Genomic DNA, 17,376 nt, shown 5'->3' with positions numbered 1-17,376 from the left:
TGTGAACAATTAGTGATCAGGATTCTTGCATTTTGTGAGCGAATCGGAGGATGATAAATTCTGCTGGTCTTACTACTGCCATTCCTATTTCAACGATCATAGTACCATCTAAAATATCATTAGGTGTCATTGTTTCGCCCAATCCTATTTTCACATAGAAAGCATCGCCAGGTTTAGCACCGGCTAATGCGCCTCTTCTCCATTCCAGTGTCAGGAAGTTTTCTATCATTGCTTTCACTCTAACCCATGTATTGATATCATTAGGTTCGAACACGAAAACATTTGTAGCTTTTTTGATTGATTCTTCCGCATAGTTAAAGAAACGGCGAACAGGTATAAACTTCCATTCGTTATCATTTCCTGCCAGCGTGCGAGTACCCCATACAATAGTACCCTGACCGGTAAATGCACGAATTACATTAATAGATTTACCAGCATTCGGATCAATATTCAATGATTCCTGGTCTTTGTTGTTGAGGATCAGATAAGGCCCTAATACGGAGGCAAGGCTTACATTTGCAGGAGCTTTCCATACCCCTCTGTTATCATCTACACTGGTGTATACTCCGGCAATTGCGGCAGCAGGGGGCAATACCATCAAAGATTGACCTGCTTTTGCCACAAAAGTTTTGTAGGTGCCAAATGATTGAAGGAGGCTTTGATCAAATACATCTTCGTAGGCAGCTGCCGTAGTTACCAAACTTTTATAGTAGCCAGCAATAGATACGCCGGTACCTGTAATAACTCCGCTGGCAATCATCGGATATTCCTTTGCTTCAACCGGAGTATAAGTCAGAGCAGCTACAACATCTGCTTTTAAAGTTCCGCTGATAGCAGCAGCAGTGACCTTTTGCTGAGCATCAGTAAGCATTGGAATAACCGCGGCCACTATGGCTTCCGGTATTCCAGGAGGAACAGGTACCAGTACAGCCGGAGTTTTCACTTTGTTTTCTTCGTCAGCAAATGTTTTGGCTATAATTAATATTACTCTGTCTTTATCGGTTGCTGCAGCAGCTAAATTCGTTGTCAGATTAGTAACAACCTTTGCGGGAGTTGGATCAGCAGCGATTGTAAACTGTGCATCTATTGAAGCTTTAAGTGTAGCAAAATCAGGGATTGCAGCCAGAACAGCATCCCTTGCATCTGTAGCAGCCGGGCCCACACTTGCAGCATTGGCAATCTTAGACAATTGATCCATCAAAGCAATTTTAATGGCCAGGCTACGATACAATAGCTCAACGGCAGCATCACGAGTTGCATTAGCTAATGAATTAATGCCAGTTAGTTGAAGTGCATTTTTTACATTTGGATTATTACCATCAAGAATCTTAGTGCCAGCACTTTTCTGAGCTATTTCAAAATGATGTGTAATTAAAGATGCGAGTAATGATTTTAACTGTGTAGTTACAGTAGCAATATCATTCCGCATTTTAAACTCAACGGTTTGTGTTGGGAGAGCGTTTGAAATTGTAGGACCAACTATCGTTGGCAATGAATCATAGATCACCTTTACAGATGCGATAATATCTATCAATTTCTGATAAATAGCTGCAACAGCCGGCAACATTAAAGCATAAGTATTTTTTGTTGGATCATTATACAGCTTCATAAAATCCTGCTGTAGCTTTCTAAGCTGCCCATCCACATCTGCAACACCGGCATCTACAAATCCTCCTCCCCCGGGTTTGAGATTTTGTTGGAGTGCATCCACTGTTTTAATAGCATTGCTCAGATCATACAACAGCTGAGTAAGCGGTACCGAGGTCGATGTAGTCATCGACGTTAGTAAAGCCAATGAAGAAGCAGCGGTTGGCGCAGGGTCTGAATCCAGTGCAAAAGTGATATCTCTGAAAGTAAGTCCGGCATCCAGAGATGTCTGCAACCAAGGAGTATAAGCAGCACTGTATTTAAGGTAGTTGATCCCAATATTATTTCTAAACTCAGCTACTAAATCATCATGTGTAGATCCGGCTTTGTTTTCATCATTTTTTCTAAGATCGCAAATAAGAAAGCGGTCTTGCAGGTCGTTGCACTGATTGATTGCTTTTACCTGGAAGGTATATAAATCACCATTCAGTGTAGTAGCATCTGGGCTAGCTATCAATGTTGGCTCATCGTATTTTTCCAGGGCTTTTAAACCTCCAAGAATACCAGTAGTATCGCTACCAATGGAAGCTGCAGAATCGTAACCACCAACAGCAACTACATAACAGATACCGCCCCCATTATCATAAAAAAGGCGCATCGAGTCGTATAATAAAAAGGAGTTGCCTTTTTGTTGAGTATACAGGTATTGATTTGCAGCATTGAGGCGTACAATCACATCTCTGGATGGAGGTCCGCCAAAGTACTGTTCAAATTCCAGGAAGGAAGTGATCCGGGTAGGTACATTTATTAAAGAAACGCCGTTTTTTACGGCGATTTCGGTGTACCCGATAAATGCGGGGATAGCTGTATCAACTGAAGCTATTGAAGGAGGAAACTTGCTTATTTCCTCAACATACACACCCGGTGTTTTATAAGTACTTGGCATAAAAAGCGATTTATTTAGCTAGATATATTTTTGAATAGATGTTTTTTACTAATTGAGAGACCGGATCTATTTCCGTAATAATCCTGTCTGGCGTTGGATCAGGCATTGGAATGGTAGTTCCCATCGGGCCTGCAACTGTATACCGGGAATAGAACCAGGTGAGAGGTCGGGGGTCCGGAGGTTGATCAAAAATTGTCTGATCCTGACGTAAATATTGCCAGTGAGTGAGTCGGTTTCTGAAACGAATCATGAATGTTTTATTGGGGTTATCTAAAATCCATCTCTTTGTTACCAGATCTTTCGTGCAAAAAGTTAATGCAGGTGGAGCTCCCGTAGTGAAAAAGTCGAATGCTCCGGCAAGAAAGGGCGACAGCATCGGATTAGCATAATAAAAAGGATGCTGAGTTGCAGCTGGTAATTCCTGAACAATTAGTTTGTAGGGGCCCTGTTCTAATTGTTCCAGGTTCAATACTATATTTACAGGTTCTGACGCGTTCAGGCTACTGCGATAGGTAAGCTGATCGCCGAGCTGTATGGCATTGCCGTTTGTATCCAGCAATTGCATTGTAATCACTTCTCCAGGCTTTGTATTGGGTCTGTTGTATACGAAACGTGTACCTTTTCTGATCATTCTGTCGGCCGGGTTCACGTAATTAATAACTGTAGAACCTACTTCCTGCCATTTGGCCGCATTAGCGGCAAAATTAATTAAGGGTACTGTTTGTTCAATCGCTTCATAGACCTTACCTCCCAAAACCATCATATCTCCCAACCAATAGGCAGGTTGATTATTATAGGGGGTACCAAAAGGAACAAGAGATTTGTTTAGATAAACATCGGTACCAATAGCAGTTCCAGTTCTGTTACTGAAATAATAGATGGCATCTTCAGATTCGTTTACCCTGCAATTAGTGTAATTCACAAACGTCCGATCTTCCAGCGACCAGCAGAAAGTAAATTTTGAATCCGGGTCTAAATCTACCTTGGTGGCGAATTTCCCGGCTCCTAAATCCTGAGCTTCTATTAATACTACAAATCCCATGGGAGTATCTTTAAATAACATCCTATGCTGATTCAGTAACCGGACAGTCTGATTATCCGGAAAAACCTTCACCATTCTTTGAATATTGTAAAAGTCAGGATACCTAACTACAACTCCGGGAATCAGGAAGTAATCGTGGTGCCATTGCACCTCAAATAATTTCCGATATAGCGTTTGCATATCCTTATTAATTGATCATTATTTCAGAAATAGGCTGCCCTGTTGCGGTCATTCTTGCAGCATCAATTTCAATTTGCCGCGCTTTAAATAGTAGGAACGGTTGTTGTTTTCCGCCCAGTGATCCCCAGAGGTAGTTGACTTGTTCGAAAGTAAGGCTCATGAGGTCTAAAGTTATTTTGATATCATTTTCAGCAGCACCGGGGTTGGTGAATACACCAGTTGCAGCAACCGGTGTTTGAGAGATAGAAAAGGTTCTATTTCCCTGCAGAAATTGCAGAATCAATCCCAGTACTTTAAGTGCCGTGCTATAGTCTTTATGATTAGCAGAAAACAGAATAAAAATATTCAGATAAATTGGGGGATTAACATAGGCCATTGGTCGAATTTCACTTTGTCTGACAGCTGCCAGATTTCTATAGGTGGCTTCTTCCTCCACATTAACCATGGTCATATATACCTGTGCTGATTCATCTACCAACACAGTTGCAGGATTATCAGGCGTAGCAAAGGCGATATTACCCAGAACTACTGGTTCAGGATTATTTAGCGGAATAGCAGATGCAACAAATGCATTTACATTCTGCCTGATTAGTTCCATTGCCTGGAAAATCATAACAAAAGAAAATTAAAGGGGTTGTCTTTACACGATACTAATCTACACTGAAAATTTACTTATCATACTGGAAATAAAGGGTAAATTAACTGACAAACAGCACTCCATTATTACCTTGGGGAACTACTAAATACGGCTATTCTATATGGTTTTTCGTTTATTAAGGAGTTAATCTATGATCCTATTTAATTTGTCTCATCAAACAGTCGATAAGTTGAAATAAAAGTAGAAAATAATTTTGAAATAGCAACATACACAAAAAGAATTTTTTCAAATTACGTATTTGTACGTTTGATCTAAAGTATTTCTACATAATCATATTGTATTTCACAAAAATACAGATCAACGAAATGTATAGGAGTAGTTATACTCCTATACGTAATTTCGTAAAATTGATTTCGGTACGATGTCTGAATCCCATATGTTCATATAGTTTAATCGCACCAGTATTAGCGGTAGCAACATGAAGGAAAGAAGTGCTACCAGACTGCCTGTGTTCCTCACATAAGGCAACTATCAGTTGTTGTGCTAATCCCCTCCCTCTATAATCCGGATGCGTACAGATAGCACTGAGCTCTGTAAAACCAGCAAGCTTCATTCTTTCACCTGCCATCGCCACTAATTTTCCATCCAGGTGGATACCAAAATATGAACCTAGCTTATGAGTGTTTTTGAAATAATATCCGGGTTGAATGCTGTTAATCAACTCAAACATTTCAGTGCTGTCTTTCTCTCCTAACCTTCTAATCGGGAGATCGGAAAATTTTAGATCTGTGTTCAATTCTGTTAACACCATTTGCGCGCAAGGCAGTGTATTAATAATATGCCATTTTGAAGGGATTTCGGGTAATTTACCTACCAGATAAAATGTTTCATTTTCTTCTAACCAAGGTTCTAAAGTAGCTGGATTATCGGTTTCCGGATGTTGGCAAGCCGCAAAAGACAGTACTCCAGGCTGAAATCTTTTAAATATTTCCCCTCCTCTGGCAAAAGATGCCTGTTCGGTGGTTAGGGCTGACCAGACAGGATTATTCAGTAAAGCATCATTCATTCGCTAAATATAGTAAACATTCCTGTCTGCTACTTGTTAAAAAGGCGTACGACATTCATATAATCAACAAAAAAAATCTATATGAAAAGATTGGAGAACAAAGTTGCCCTCATTACCGGAGGAGCTGGCAGCATCGGAAAAACCACTGCCAAACTATTTATAGACGAAGGAGCAAAAGTTGTGTTGGTAGATCTAAATGAAGAATCGTTGAAACAGGCTGTAAGTGAGTTGGGAAGCAATGCTGCCTATGTTGCAGCAGATGTGACCCAGGGGAAGGAAGTAGAGAGATATGCGAAGGAAGCAGCCAAGAAATTTGGCAAAATAGATATCTTCTTCAATAACGCAGGTATAGAAGGTATTGTAAAGCCCATTGTTGATTTTCCTGAAGATGTTTTTGATAAAGTAATGGCTGTGAATGTAAAAGGGGTATTTCTGGGTTGCAAATATGTTTTACCACTGATGAATGACGGAGGAAGTATGATTATCACATCCTCCGTAGCAGGTTTGGGAGGTTCTCCAAATTTCATTGCTTATGTAACCAGCAAACATGCCACCATAGGTATTATGAGAACAGCTGCTCTAGAAGCTGCAGCACGTAAAATTCGTGTAAATTCTATTCACCCTTCACCGGTCGATAATCGTATGATGCGCTCTATTGAAGCCGGTTATGAACCAGGAAGACCTGAGGAAATGCAAAAATCCTTTGCCGCAGGAATTCCACTGGGCAGGTATGCCAAACCAATTGAAATCGCCAAACTCGTGCTATTCCTCGGCTCCGACGACAGTCAGTTTATTACGGGAGCACAATATGTTATTGATGGCGGTCAGACAGCGAAGTAATTAAACTATTACAAAAAAGCACTGGGCTATAAAACCCAGTGCTTTTTTATGGTTAATTTCAAATATTATTATCTTTCTCTATAAGATACACTAACTATTTTTCCGAATCCTTTATACTCATCCTTTTTCACAAAGGAAGATTGAGCTGTCAGATAATCCTTCGCATAGTAAAATGTAATATTACCGGTTCCGTATTCCAGGTTGCCCGGATCATAAGTGGCTACTCCAATCCAGTTGGCAATGAAAGGTTCACGATTCGTTGTATTTCTTACATAATTAATATCCCCATTATAGGAATAATAACCTTTGGAGAACTGATGTTCATCCATCCAGGAAATTTTTCTGTTACCTACATCCAAAACTTGATAATAAGTGTTGGGAAAATCCTTGTTGATGGCATATACCTTACTATCGGTAGCATAGTAAAATACACCAGTGGTTTTATCAATAGTAAAGAACTTTGCCTTATCAATTTCCGGACTTGTTACTTTAATTTTCACATTCTGGGTGACTTCATTTCTTGCATCAAAAGTAAGCAACCAATATGTATTTGAGGCATCCTTCATCAATGCATAGGTTAGATTAATCTCATCCATACTTCTCATGAATACCATATCCATTCCTACCTGATTAAAATCGAACAACTGAATTCCCTGTGTAGTAGGAATCTGTGTGCAGTATCCGCTTTCGGGATACGAGCGCAGGAAGCGTTTACGATCAATATCATAAAATACTGTATTATGTTGCCATGAATAAGTATATGCTCTTCCAATAAATGGTGCGGCTCTGAAAGCTCCTTCACTCAACACCCTGTTTATTGGTAATACATAATATCGGAATGGGTTGCGTTCATAAATATCATTGTTTTCATCAACCATGTAAACATCCTGAATACTGTTATTTGACTCACCATTTCCGTGATAAAGGGGTTTAAAACCGGCGCTGTCACGAACTGATGATACCAATTCCTTCACATTGTTCCAGGCCCCCTGGGTAAAGAAATAATCGTTGCGCAACTTCCATCCACCCTGATCTGTAGTGATATAAATCCACTCTTTATCTATATTACCATAAGACTTCGCATGGTAAGGAGGTGGAATTGCATTTAGTGTACCACTATTAATGTATGCTACTTTTCTTGGTCCTTTTAATGGCTTGGGAATTTCAGGAGATTGGGAGAGTATATCTCTGGTAATCATTGTTTCTCCATTAATATAATTGATCATATCCAGCTGCGCATTTCCTTTAACATCGCTGAATAAAATCCAACCTTCATAGGTAGAAGAACCAATAGTAAGATTTGTATTTCGTTGCATAAAAATCTGACCAGTTTTTTTGTCGGTCATTTCAAAATACAATCCATATGGGCCCGGGCTTGGTGTGATTCTCGCATTAAGCACCCGACTGGTACCAATGATGGTACCAGGGTAGCTCGTACTTGTATTAGCAGTACCTAAAACCCAACGATATTTAAATCTTGCTGTATCGTCATAATTTGCCTGCTCAAGTGTACCGGCAATCTTAGGGTTTATTTTGAGGGTATCGAATTGGTAAACAAACAATGAAGGAGGAAAGCTATCTATAATAAAGTTATTGACCTCTTTATAATTATAATTACCTAAATCTTTATAGCATCCACTACTGAGTAAACCAGTGAAGCAAAGACCAGCATACAATATTTTGTTGATTGATTTCATGATACAAGTTTTGCAATTGAATAAATGATACTAGTCGCAAAGCGAACCTCCGCTGCTGCTTGATTTCATCTCAAACTCCTTACCTGTTTCATCATCTATATCCATTACAGGATGCCCTGCTTTCCGGCGTTCTGCCAGAAAACAATTGTACTTCTGCGCCAATCCGAGTATGAGGCTTACATCCGGAGAATTCGATAGAAACATGGTAAAAGGTATTTGTAATTCACGCATTAGAAACTGAACTTTTGCAATAGAAAAAGCAGCAAAACAGGAAGTTCCAATAGAAGTTGGAGAAACTCCCCACCAAGTAGGTCTTGGAATCTTGTCTGCTATTGCGTAGGTACGGCTCAGGACTGACTTGTATTTAGTTTTATAATTTGTTGAAAACTCTCCTTTATAATTGATAAAGAAATTTTCATTTGCCTTCAAATTAAAAGTCAGAAATTTATATTCTTTAACCAGGCTTGCATTTCGTTTAAAGTACAATGGCACTGATACAGATAATCTACCATGAGGAATTTTACAGGTTGCCGGATCTATATAAAAGAGATCTGAAGATAAGGTACTTGAAGGATCTACTTCAATTGCAAATGTTCTGTCCTGGCTACTTGTATCCCCCATAGCATTTACTTCAAGATTCATACGAATAACACTGGAAGTATCATTATAATATTTGAAGTTGGCATACATTGTATCCATTGGCAGGGTATCAATTGCAGAATAGTTATAGGTATCCATTATGTATATACCCTTTTCATTTCTCACTCCAATGTAGATGTATTCTGTATTACTTTTAAAATAAACACTATTCTCGGCTCTAAAAGTCATTAATGGTTCTTTCTTACAACTATGAAAGCTCATAGACCCCAAAACTGCCATCAACGTTAGTATATAAAACTTTTTCATTTCTTTACGTAGTTAGGTGAATAAATTAATGAGCTAGTTGTTCATCATCCGGAATTGGCACTATGTATTTAGTACTATTCATAGAAATAGTTGCCGTTGTGCTAGTACTGGAACTATTAGGCATAGTAGCAGAGTTAATTCTCTTATAGTAAAAGAACATTTGTCCTTCTCCAAAAAATTCTCTTCTATACTCTTTAGTCAGTTCAGTTCTTAAAGTAGCATTTGCCAATGTTGGCAGTATATTCCTTGCTACTCTTACCACATCCAGGTATTTTACTGCATCTAAAGGATCAGGATCAGCCTCCGCAGCAATTAGGTAACACTCAGATGCCCTTATTAGAGGCACACCAATATTCACCTGATATTTAACAGACCCACTTTGTCTGTATATCGGTGCATATTTATAAAAACAAACACTCTTTGAACCATCTGAAGCCGGTCGCCACACTGCAGTTTGCATCCTTGCATCACCTGTTTCCGGATAAATTACCGCCAGAACTTCCTGACGTGGTGCCAGTAAAGCTGAAGCGTCCAGTGTATATACAAATAGGTTATCGTATGATACAGGTAATTTAGTATTTTCCAGATATGTAAGGCAGTCACCCAATAGCGACGGATCATTTTGAACATCCGCTGCATTTTTCCCTGAGAATGGGAAAAGCGTTGGCTGTATATTTATGACTTCTTTGGCTGCTTCAAAAGCGCCAGCCTTATCATTCCGGTAAAGCAACATTCTTGCCTGTAAAGCTTTCGCTGCATAATAATTGAACCTTGTCTTACGTAAAGGAAATCCCAAATCGGTAGGGCTGGCAGCTCCTTTAATAATATTATCAGATTTAAGATATTTTAACGCAGCAGTAATATCACCTTGTAAGCTATCAGTAATCTGATTAGCCGGCAGATAAGGCCGTGCTTCTGCAGAACGCCAACTGTAATAAGGGATATATGATTTAACAGAGTCACTGGTATTAAATACAGGCCCAAAGACTCTCAGCAGATCAAAATGCAGGAAAGTTCTCAATGCCAGGACTTCTCCGAATATTGTATTATAATCATTTTCAGCAAACAAATTTTTACGCCCAGGTAAATGATCCAGGATGTTATTAAGATTTGCAATCAACTTATAATTATTATTCCAATAGTCAGCCGCCATATCCTTCGTTTTCTTTTCAGCATAATTTAAGCTGGCAATTGAATAGTAGGAACTAGAACTAGTCTGATAATATCTTTGCCCTAATAATTCAGGGAAAGCCATATGCATTTTACCTCCATACATATCATATGAACTCAACTGAAGATAAACGCCATTTAAAGCCGTCTGAAACCCGGCGGCTGACTTAAACGCTTCTTCTTCCAATACACTTGTTTCTGGCTTAACATCCAGGTATTTACCACAGGAGCTTACAGTAGTGATTAAACCTACGGCCAAGCATATATTTTTAAATACTTTGTTCATAACTTTCATTTAACAGTATAACTTTAGAAAGTAGCATTTACCTTAAAAGAAAAAGATCTGGCATAAGGATAATCTATACCTCTTTCGCGTTTAATATTTGAAATGCGGAAAATATCGTTCATGTATGCAGTCAGGTTTAATCCTTGCAGACTCAATTTCTTCAGAAATGCAGACTGATAAAAATTATAACCTGCAGAGAAAGTTTCACCACTTAATGTATTTTCTTCCTGAATAAAGCGAGAAGACATTCTCACTGCATCCCAGTTGGCACCTGATCCAGAGGCATATGTCAGATCCGGAATTTTGGAGAATTGCGCAACACCTCCTACCCTTTTCCATTTTTCATACAATGCACGTTTGTCGAGGTTTTGATTATACACCTGATCTCTTGTCAGGTTTTCTACTTTGGAAAATGCACCGTTATTAAACTGCTGGGATTGTAACATATATCTTAATCCCATATTCATATTAAATCCCTTGTACTGCACACTGATACCACCAACGCCCTGCATGAGCGGCATCGAATTTCCTACTTTTACAATATTCGCAACATCATAATTGTAGGTCAGTTGTCCATCTTTCGAAAGAAAAAGTTCTCTACCAGTTCCGGGGTCTATTCCCATAGATTGAACAGCCCACAGGTCATCGGGATGTCCTCCATCCAGGTAGCGTTGCAGGTTAAGGCTAATCTGAGAGTAATCGTGATTCGCACCTTTGGTATCAAATACATTCTGATTTTTTCTATTCAGTGCATCCAATGCATTACCAAGCCCTCCATATACAGTACTTTCACGTTTACCCATCAGGTTTAGCCTGACATAAAAGCGATCCCGTTCATTTTGCACTACAACTCCTGAAATTGTAAAATCAAATCCTTTGGTGGTAGAATTTCCGATATTGAACATACGTTGAGTACTTCCTGTGGAGGGAGCAGCACCTATATCCACAATCAGCGGATCAGTAACGTTGTCGTAAACATTCACCACTAATGAAATTCTTTCGTGCAGTAACCTGGTATCAAGACCTATGGTTTTCTTTAAGGTTTTTTGCCAATCAAGATCCGGATTTCCCCAGGCTAATGCCAACATTCCCATTCCATAAGAGTTTAAGGCACCTTTATTATAGCCATAGGTAGTGAAGGAGTTATAGGAACCAAAACTTTGATTACCCGGATTACCAATACTTGCCCTTAATTTCAAGAAACTAATCCAACTCTGTGATTTTATGAAATTCTCATTATGTAGGTTCCAGGCCGCGCCGAAAGTCCAGGTATCCGTAAACCTTCTGTTGGAGCCAAAAATGGAAGATCCATCTCTGCGATAATCAAAATCAACCATGTACTTTCTCTTGTACCCATAGTAAGCATTTAAAAATCCACTAACCGAACGTTTCTGAACAGAGCTATATTCCGGAGTTCCGCCAATTGGATAACCATTTGCAAAGGAGGGAGAGATTTGATCTACTTCCGGGAAACCAACAGCACTATATACGTTTCCTATGATTTTACTTCCATCGAAGTTAAAACCCGGAACAAAATTCATTTCATGTCCACTTTCCCAGGTCTTACCATAACTCGCTTGTAAGTATCCTTCATAATTAAAGTTCCTGGAATGATCGTTTGAATACAATCCTTTTGCTGTAAATTCCTTTTGAGCAAATTCTTTCATCCTTGGGGATTTATAGATTTCATGCTCACTGGTAGAATATCCGAGATTTAATTTTGCTTCCACCTTAAACTGATCGGTGATCATGTAATAAGATTGGATCTGGTTGGTGATATTGAAGTTTCTTGTTTCGTCTTTCTTCGGCAGCTTTGCCTGAAATAAAGGATTCCATACAAGAACATCCTGGCCGCTATACAAATCAGATTTTACCTCCAGGAATTCATCGTTTGTTGGTTTATAATATGGGATAGTATTTACAAAGTCTTTGAATGAACCATAAGGCGATTCTTTTGCCTTATAGGTATCCATATAAATACGATTGGAGAAATTGAATTTTGAAGTTCTGTAAGTCAGGTCCACATTCGCACCAATTGACTTTCTTTCTGAACCAATCATTACTCCTGGCTCATCTCTGTATTTTCCTCCCAAACCGTATCTGAAGCGGGTATCACCACCACTGGCCTGAACACTGTATGAGTTGGCCAGCACAGATTTATGAATAGGATAACCCATCCAATAGGTATCTACACCCCCCAACACATCATTTAAATGTTTTGTATATCTTTCATTTAGCTGGTAATATGTTGGTGCATTATCCAGGGATTTCGTGAATGCATTTGCAAGTCTTTCAAACTCCAGTTTCTCTGCTGCATTCATCATATTATAATCACGGAGGTCGGCAAACGAAGTAGTGTTATCAAAAGTAGCAGAAACGTTCATTCTTCCGGCTACCGGTTGTTTGGTTTCAATAACGATAACTCCGTTAGCAGCTCTTGAGCCGTATATTGCTGTAGATGCTGCATCTTTCAACACAGTAACAGAAGCTACACGGTTCATATCCAATCCGATTATTCTGTCTACTGTAGTGGCAAAACCATCAAGTATAAATAAAGGTTGATTGGGATCTGTAGAATATTTATCTGTAGTTCCGATAATGCTTGATTTCCCCTGCAACATCATATTGGGCATAACATTGGGGTTGGAACCAGCGATGTTATTATCTATAACAATAAAGGCGGGGTCGAGAGATTTCAGGCTTTGCAATACGTTCTGATTACCAACTCTGTTTAGTTGTTCACCCGTATAGGTTGCTGCATCACCAGTAAAACTTTCTTTACGGCGGGTGAAGATACCGGTAGTTACAAGTACTTCATTCACCTGTTGTGTTTTTACCTTCATAAAAACTCGCAGGGAGGTTTTACCCTGTACCGATACTTCCTGTTCCTGGAAACCAATCATGCTGAATACAAGTACAGCGCGAGGGTCTACATCTCTTAAGATAAATTCACCACGATCATCCGAACTGGTACCTTTTCGGGTTCCCTTAACAATGATACTCACACCATTAAGAGGACCGGATTCGCCGCCAACATGCCCTGAAACGGTTATTAATTGCTGTATCGGAGCTTCAGGTGCAGACTCAACACTACGTCGGCGAATAAAAACTGTTTTTCCAGCTTCTATTAATTCATAGGTTAGAGGAACACCCGACAAGCAGGTGTTCAATGCAACCTTCAAAGATACATTGTGCAAATTCACGCTAACAGGTTGAATAGCATTGATCTGTTGCTGGTCCCAAAAAAAGGCGTAACCAGTTTGCTTTCCCAGGGCAGTAAATACTTTTTCCAGCGGCATCTTTCGCACACTCAGATTTACCTCCTGAGCCGAGGTGCTAGCACTTACCTGCAATGCAGTGGCTAGCAACAAGATGGCAGTCATTCTCATAACCGACAATGGTTTGGTTGACAGAAAATTCATGCGGTTGGTTTTTGATTTTTACGATTGTATAGGCATAGGGATAGCAGTCAGGTAATTACTGCATGCAAATACCTATTTTAATTGGTTGGTTGATTTATGCTTAATTCTAATTAAATATGCTGGTTGTTATGGCATTATGATTATTGTACGGCCCTCCTGTCGGATGTTAATTCCGTTCTTTTTTATAAATTGTATTAAGGTTGATAACTGTACATTTCTTCCCATGAACCCTCCAAATTGCCTGTCCGGCACTATTCCTTCATATTTCACTTCTACATCATACCATCTTTCTACCTGTCTCATTAAGGCTTTAAAACTACTGTTGTTCAACGACAGGTATCCATTTTTCCATGCTGTTACCTTTTCAATATCAGCTAATAATACATCGATGTTACCATTTTCCCGTACTTCTGCCATTGAACCGGGTGTGAGGCTAACAGCCGAATTATCTGCTACGTGTACTTGTACCTTACCAGTAACCAGAGTTGCCTGGTAACCAGGTTCCTCAGGATAGGCCATCACATTAAACTCTGTACCTAAAACTTCTACAACCTTATTTCCTGATACTACTTTAAACGGATGTTTTTCATCTTCAGCCACTTCAAAATATGCCTCCCCGATAAGTGTCACCTTTCTTTCAGTACCTGTAAATTCGGTCGGGTAACGCAAGTATGAAGCAGCGTTTAAAGTAACCCTCGTTCCATCAGATAAGACTACACTGAATTGCCCACCTCTGGGTGTTGTTAAAACATTATAGGTAGTTGCACTTTTGTTGGTTGTTATATATTGAAGCTGACCATTATTTTGTTTAACAGTTCGATCATCAACATTTATTACTTTATTACTACTATCCAATTGGAGTTTACTTCCATCAGCCAACTGTAATACAGCCTTATTACCACCAGGCTTTATTTCGATATTTTTTGCCAATTTGCTGGCAGAAGGCTGATAATACAACTTCAGTCCGGCAACCACCATTCCTATTAGTAATACTGCTGCGGCAGCATATTTCCACCATCGAATACCCGGGCGAACAATGGTATCTTCATCCATTGCTTTAATCTGTTGCTGTATCCTGTCGAACAATTTCTGATCTGGCTCCCCTGTAGGTTCAAAAGCAGATAACTGTTGTTCATAGTAAGCCAGCAACCACTCATAGTCTGTGGCTGTAGCGTCTTTAATAGTCTCCTTCAGTTGCAGTGTTTCTTCTTCAGAATGCGTTCCTGCTACAAATTTGCCTATCAGTACTGAAACAATATCTTTTTGCATGGGTGTCATCTTATATAAGACGTACGATAAAATGAAAAGAACACCTCAATTTGAAAAAATTTTTTAGCGGAAGTAAAAAAGCAGGAGTATAAGAAGAGGCATATCTATATCTGCATTGGTTTTAAGGTATTTTTTCACAAACTTCACGGCATCGTATAATTGTTTTTTCACACCAAACTTGGTAATATTTAATTGTAAGGCGATTTCATCCAGCGACAATCCCTCCTCATGTCTCATGGCAAATATCCTTTTTTTCTGATCCGGTAACATTTCAATGGCTTTACGTGCAATTACAGAGTACTCCTGAAAATATGTATTATGTTCTACTTCTTCATGTTGCTGGGGATGATGATATTGTAAAGTGGCGGTTAATTGATTTTTCGCCTGTTGTTGACGATGCCAGTCGCGCAGGCGATTTTTAGCCATCATAAACAGATAGGCCTGTAAGTTATTCACGGTTAACATTGTATCCCGGCGCATCCAGATTTTGAAAAAAATATCCTGTATCACTTCATCTGCATCCTGCTGGGAACAAGCTGTCAAGGGGAAAATAAATAGATAGAGTTTCGGTTGATACTGTTTATATATCGCTGCGAAAGCATTTTCATCTCCTTCCGCCAGGCGTTGTAGCAATTCCTTCTCCGATAACGGATTTAACATCTTGGTACAGCTATTTATGGCACAGTAGCCGATTTTTCGGCTTATATCATTATTAATCTGCCTAAAACTATAAAAAATAACTGATTTGTTTGAATTACTATAAAAAAGAAAGTGGTTAGATAAAAGATAAATATCTTTCATCTAACCACAATGACTATCTGAAAATCAATGTCTTATTTTTTCTGATCCCACCATACTTTTGAAAGGTAGGTATCTTTATTCGCCATCCTGGAAACAGCTTCATTATAATTCTCTGTATTCAGCAAGGCCTCCTGGTTGGAGTAAGCAGCCCGGCGAGGAATAGCTCCATTGGTAGAACCTTTATTGTCGCCAGGTACTAACTTCGGATAACCCGTACGGCGCCATTCTGCAAAAGCTTCGTAATCACGACCAAATAACATAATCCATTTCTGAGTATGAATTTTTTCGAGTTGCTGTTCCTCTGTGAGACCGGCCAATGAAAATTCGGCATCAATATAAGTCTGTGGAATGGCCGTAATATTATAAGGTTGTTGTGCCATAGCCGCGCGAATACCATCCTGGTAAAATTTTTCAGCATCAGCGGGAACAGCCCCCCAACCTTTCAGTGCAGCTTCAGCTTTAAAGAAGCATACTTCTGCATAGGTAAATACATATGCCGGGATTGGAGACGCCAGGCTCTGATTAAACCAGGTAGTCATTGAAGCGGTGGAGAAATTATCTTTAATCATGCCACTTAACTGCTCATCAGTTAACGCTACTCCAATTCCTTTATACTCCAAAGGACCACTCTTCTGTGAATTAACAGTAGGCGCTGCAATCATTGTAAGCCTTGGATCTTTCTTAGTAGTTAATGTCGACACCAAACCAGATGCAAGATATCTCAGATCAGAGCTCCCTGTCATCATCTGCTGCAATACCGGATTGGCATTGGTAGTTTGCGCATTATTAAATGTAGGAACAGCTGCATTATCTTTATTATCTGATAATAAAGATTGAGCCATTGCTTCCTTCACTACCTTCTCAGCCAATTGTGGATCTGCATATTTAATGCGCATACCTAAACGAAGTTTCAGTGAGTTACCGAACTTCTTCCAGCTATCTACTGATCCTTTATAATAAAAATCGGCATTCCCATAAGATAAATCAGAAGAATTCAATTTACCAAGTGCTTCATCCAGATCGGCAATCAGCTTCTTATAGATATCTTCCTGCTTATCGTATTTAGGCTTATTATTTACACTTCCAGCAAATTCGGTAGTTTGAGAAAATGGAACATCCCCGTACAAATCTGTCAGTCGTTGCCATACAGAAATTTCAAGAATTCTGGCAATCGCCAGTTTGGTTCTGCCAGCCGGATCATTTTCCAGTCCCTTTAATTCCTGATTTCTGATCTGACCCAGATTTCTCAGCAAGGTATAGTGTGCCGCCCAAACAGCATTATCGGTTTTGGTTACCTGAAAATAACGGGAACCCGGAGCAACTACTCCACCTGCCCAGTATTGAATCCAGGAGCCAACGTGAATATTAATAGTTTCTGTTCCCTCAGAAAAAGCAGCATCCTTTTCTACTTTTGATAATAAAATTCCAGGATCTATGCTGGTTACAGAAGTAGGTGGAGTATTAAGCTGACTAAAATCCTTTGTGCAGCCTCCAACCATCAATCCACCTGCTATCAGTATTGCTGCGGTATATTTTGTTGATTTAGTTTTCATTTCCATTGTTTTT

The 17,376-nt window shown here is 39.4% G+C and carries 12 protein-coding genes; 1 reads left to right on the top strand and 11 read right to left on the bottom strand.

Annotated elements, in window-relative coordinates; translation table 11 throughout:
• Window positions 1-16 precede the first annotated feature (16 nt).
• From DVR12_RS27955 to DVR12_RS24115, 4 genes are all read right to left on the bottom strand, one after another.
• Window positions 17-2,533, bottom strand: coding sequence for a phage tail sheath family protein (locus DVR12_RS27955; protein WP_233522455.1), 2,517 nt, complete (start codon window positions 2,531-2,533; stop codon window positions 17-19).
• Between the two features lie 10 nt (window positions 2,534-2,543).
• A complete protein-coding gene (locus DVR12_RS24125) occupies window positions 2,544-3,755 on the bottom strand; it encodes a hypothetical protein (RefSeq protein ID WP_116978375.1) in 1,212 nt (403 codons plus the stop codon).
• 7 nt (window positions 3,756-3,762) lie between these two features.
• A complete protein-coding gene (locus tag DVR12_RS24120; protein WP_116978374.1) occupies window positions 3,763-4,368 on the bottom strand; it encodes a DUF4255 domain-containing protein in 606 nt (201 codons plus the stop codon).
• 364 nt (window positions 4,369-4,732) lie between these two features.
• A complete protein-coding gene (locus DVR12_RS24115; protein ID WP_116978373.1) occupies window positions 4,733-5,419 on the bottom strand; it encodes a GNAT family N-acetyltransferase in 687 nt (228 codons plus the stop codon).
• An 81-nt stretch (window positions 5,420-5,500) separates the two neighbouring features.
• On the opposite strand from DVR12_RS24115, the gene DVR12_RS24110 reads away from it, so the two are divergent.
• On the top strand, window positions 5,501-6,259 hold the full coding sequence (locus DVR12_RS24110) for an SDR family NAD(P)-dependent oxidoreductase (RefSeq protein ID WP_116978372.1): 759 nt from the start codon (window positions 5,501-5,503) through the stop codon (window positions 6,257-6,259).
• 68 nt (window positions 6,260-6,327) lie between these two features.
• On the opposite strand, the gene DVR12_RS24105 is transcribed toward DVR12_RS24110, so the two are convergent.
• The 7 genes from DVR12_RS24105 to DVR12_RS24075 form a co-directional block, all read right to left on the bottom strand.
• Window positions 6,328-7,956 (bottom strand): PKD-like family lipoprotein, encoded by a 1,629-nt coding sequence (locus DVR12_RS24105; RefSeq protein WP_116978371.1) that lies wholly within the window; start codon window positions 7,954-7,956, stop codon window positions 6,328-6,330.
• Between the two features lie 30 nt (window positions 7,957-7,986).
• Complete coding sequence (locus tag DVR12_RS24100) at window positions 7,987-8,862, bottom strand: DUF4843 domain-containing protein (protein ID WP_116978370.1); 876 nt, start codon at window positions 8,860-8,862, stop codon at window positions 7,987-7,989.
• Window positions 8,863-8,887: 25 nt separating this feature from the next.
• Window positions 8,888-10,318: a RagB/SusD family nutrient uptake outer membrane protein gene (locus DVR12_RS24095; RefSeq protein ID WP_158563361.1), complete on the bottom strand. Its 1,431-nt coding sequence runs from the start codon at window positions 10,316-10,318 to the stop codon at window positions 8,888-8,890.
• A 23-nt stretch (window positions 10,319-10,341) separates the two neighbouring features.
• A complete protein-coding gene (locus tag DVR12_RS24090) occupies window positions 10,342-13,740 on the bottom strand; it encodes a SusC/RagA family TonB-linked outer membrane protein (protein WP_116978368.1) in 3,399 nt (1,132 codons plus the stop codon).
• 126 nt (window positions 13,741-13,866) lie between these two features.
• Complete coding sequence (locus tag DVR12_RS24085; protein ID WP_158563360.1) at window positions 13,867-15,009, bottom strand: FecR family protein; 1,143 nt, start codon at window positions 15,007-15,009, stop codon at window positions 13,867-13,869.
• A gap of 63 nt (window positions 15,010-15,072) precedes the next feature.
• A complete protein-coding gene (locus DVR12_RS24080) occupies window positions 15,073-15,669 on the bottom strand; it encodes an RNA polymerase sigma factor (protein ID WP_158563359.1) in 597 nt (198 codons plus the stop codon).
• A gap of 173 nt (window positions 15,670-15,842) precedes the next feature.
• The gene (locus DVR12_RS24075; RefSeq protein ID WP_116978448.1) at window positions 15,843-17,363 is read right to left on the bottom strand and encodes a SusD/RagB family nutrient-binding outer membrane lipoprotein; all 1,521 of its coding nucleotides are present in this window, start codon (window positions 17,361-17,363) and stop codon (window positions 15,843-15,845) included.
• Window positions 17,364-17,376: the final 13 nt, after the last annotated feature.

Source organism: Chitinophaga silvatica (assembly GCF_003419895.1).
Classification (GTDB): Bacteria; Bacteroidota; Bacteroidia; order Chitinophagales; family Chitinophagaceae; genus Chitinophaga; species Chitinophaga silvatica.
The sequence above is the reverse complement of the archived record's forward strand: the minus strand, read 5'-3'. Positions and strand labels throughout refer to the sequence as shown.

What these genes read in the sequence shown, in the direction of transcription:
- DVR12_RS24100 (WP_116978370.1), bottom strand. Translation starts at nt 8,862, where the DNA reads ATGAAAAAGTTTTATATACTAACGTTGATGGCAGTTTTGGGGTCTATG.
- DVR12_RS24075 (WP_116978448.1), bottom strand. Translation starts at nt 17,363, where the DNA reads ATGAAAACTAAATCAACAAAATATACCGCAGCAATACTGATAGCAGGT.
- DVR12_RS27955 (WP_233522455.1), bottom strand. Translation starts at nt 2,533, where the DNA reads ATGCCAAGTACTTATAAAACACCGGGTGTGTATGTTGAGGAAATAAGC.
- DVR12_RS24085 (WP_158563360.1), bottom strand. Translation starts at nt 15,009, where the DNA reads ATGCAAAAAGATATTGTTTCAGTACTGATAGGCAAATTTGTAGCAGGA.
- DVR12_RS24115 (WP_116978373.1), bottom strand. Translation starts at nt 5,419, where the DNA reads ATGAATGATGCTTTACTGAATAATCCTGTCTGGTCAGCCCTAACCACC.
- DVR12_RS24120 (WP_116978374.1), bottom strand. Translation starts at nt 4,368, where the DNA reads ATGATTTTCCAGGCAATGGAACTAATCAGGCAGAATGTAAATGCATTT.
- DVR12_RS24095 (WP_158563361.1), bottom strand. Translation starts at nt 10,318, where the DNA reads ATGAACAAAGTATTTAAAAATATATGCTTGGCCGTAGGTTTAATCACT.
- DVR12_RS24125 (WP_116978375.1), bottom strand. Translation starts at nt 3,755, where the DNA reads ATGCAAACGCTATATCGGAAATTATTTGAGGTGCAATGGCACCACGAT.
- DVR12_RS24080 (WP_158563359.1), bottom strand. Translation starts at nt 15,669, where the DNA reads ATGTTAAATCCGTTATCGGAGAAGGAATTGCTACAACGCCTGGCGGAA.
- DVR12_RS24105 (WP_116978371.1), bottom strand. Translation starts at nt 7,956, where the DNA reads ATGAAATCAATCAACAAAATATTGTATGCTGGTCTTTGCTTCACTGGT.
- DVR12_RS24110 (WP_116978372.1), top strand. Translation starts at nt 5,501, where the DNA reads ATGAAAAGATTGGAGAACAAAGTTGCCCTCATTACCGGAGGAGCTGGC.
- DVR12_RS24090 (WP_116978368.1), bottom strand. Translation starts at nt 13,740, where the DNA reads ATGAATTTTCTGTCAACCAAACCATTGTCGGTTATGAGAATGACTGCC.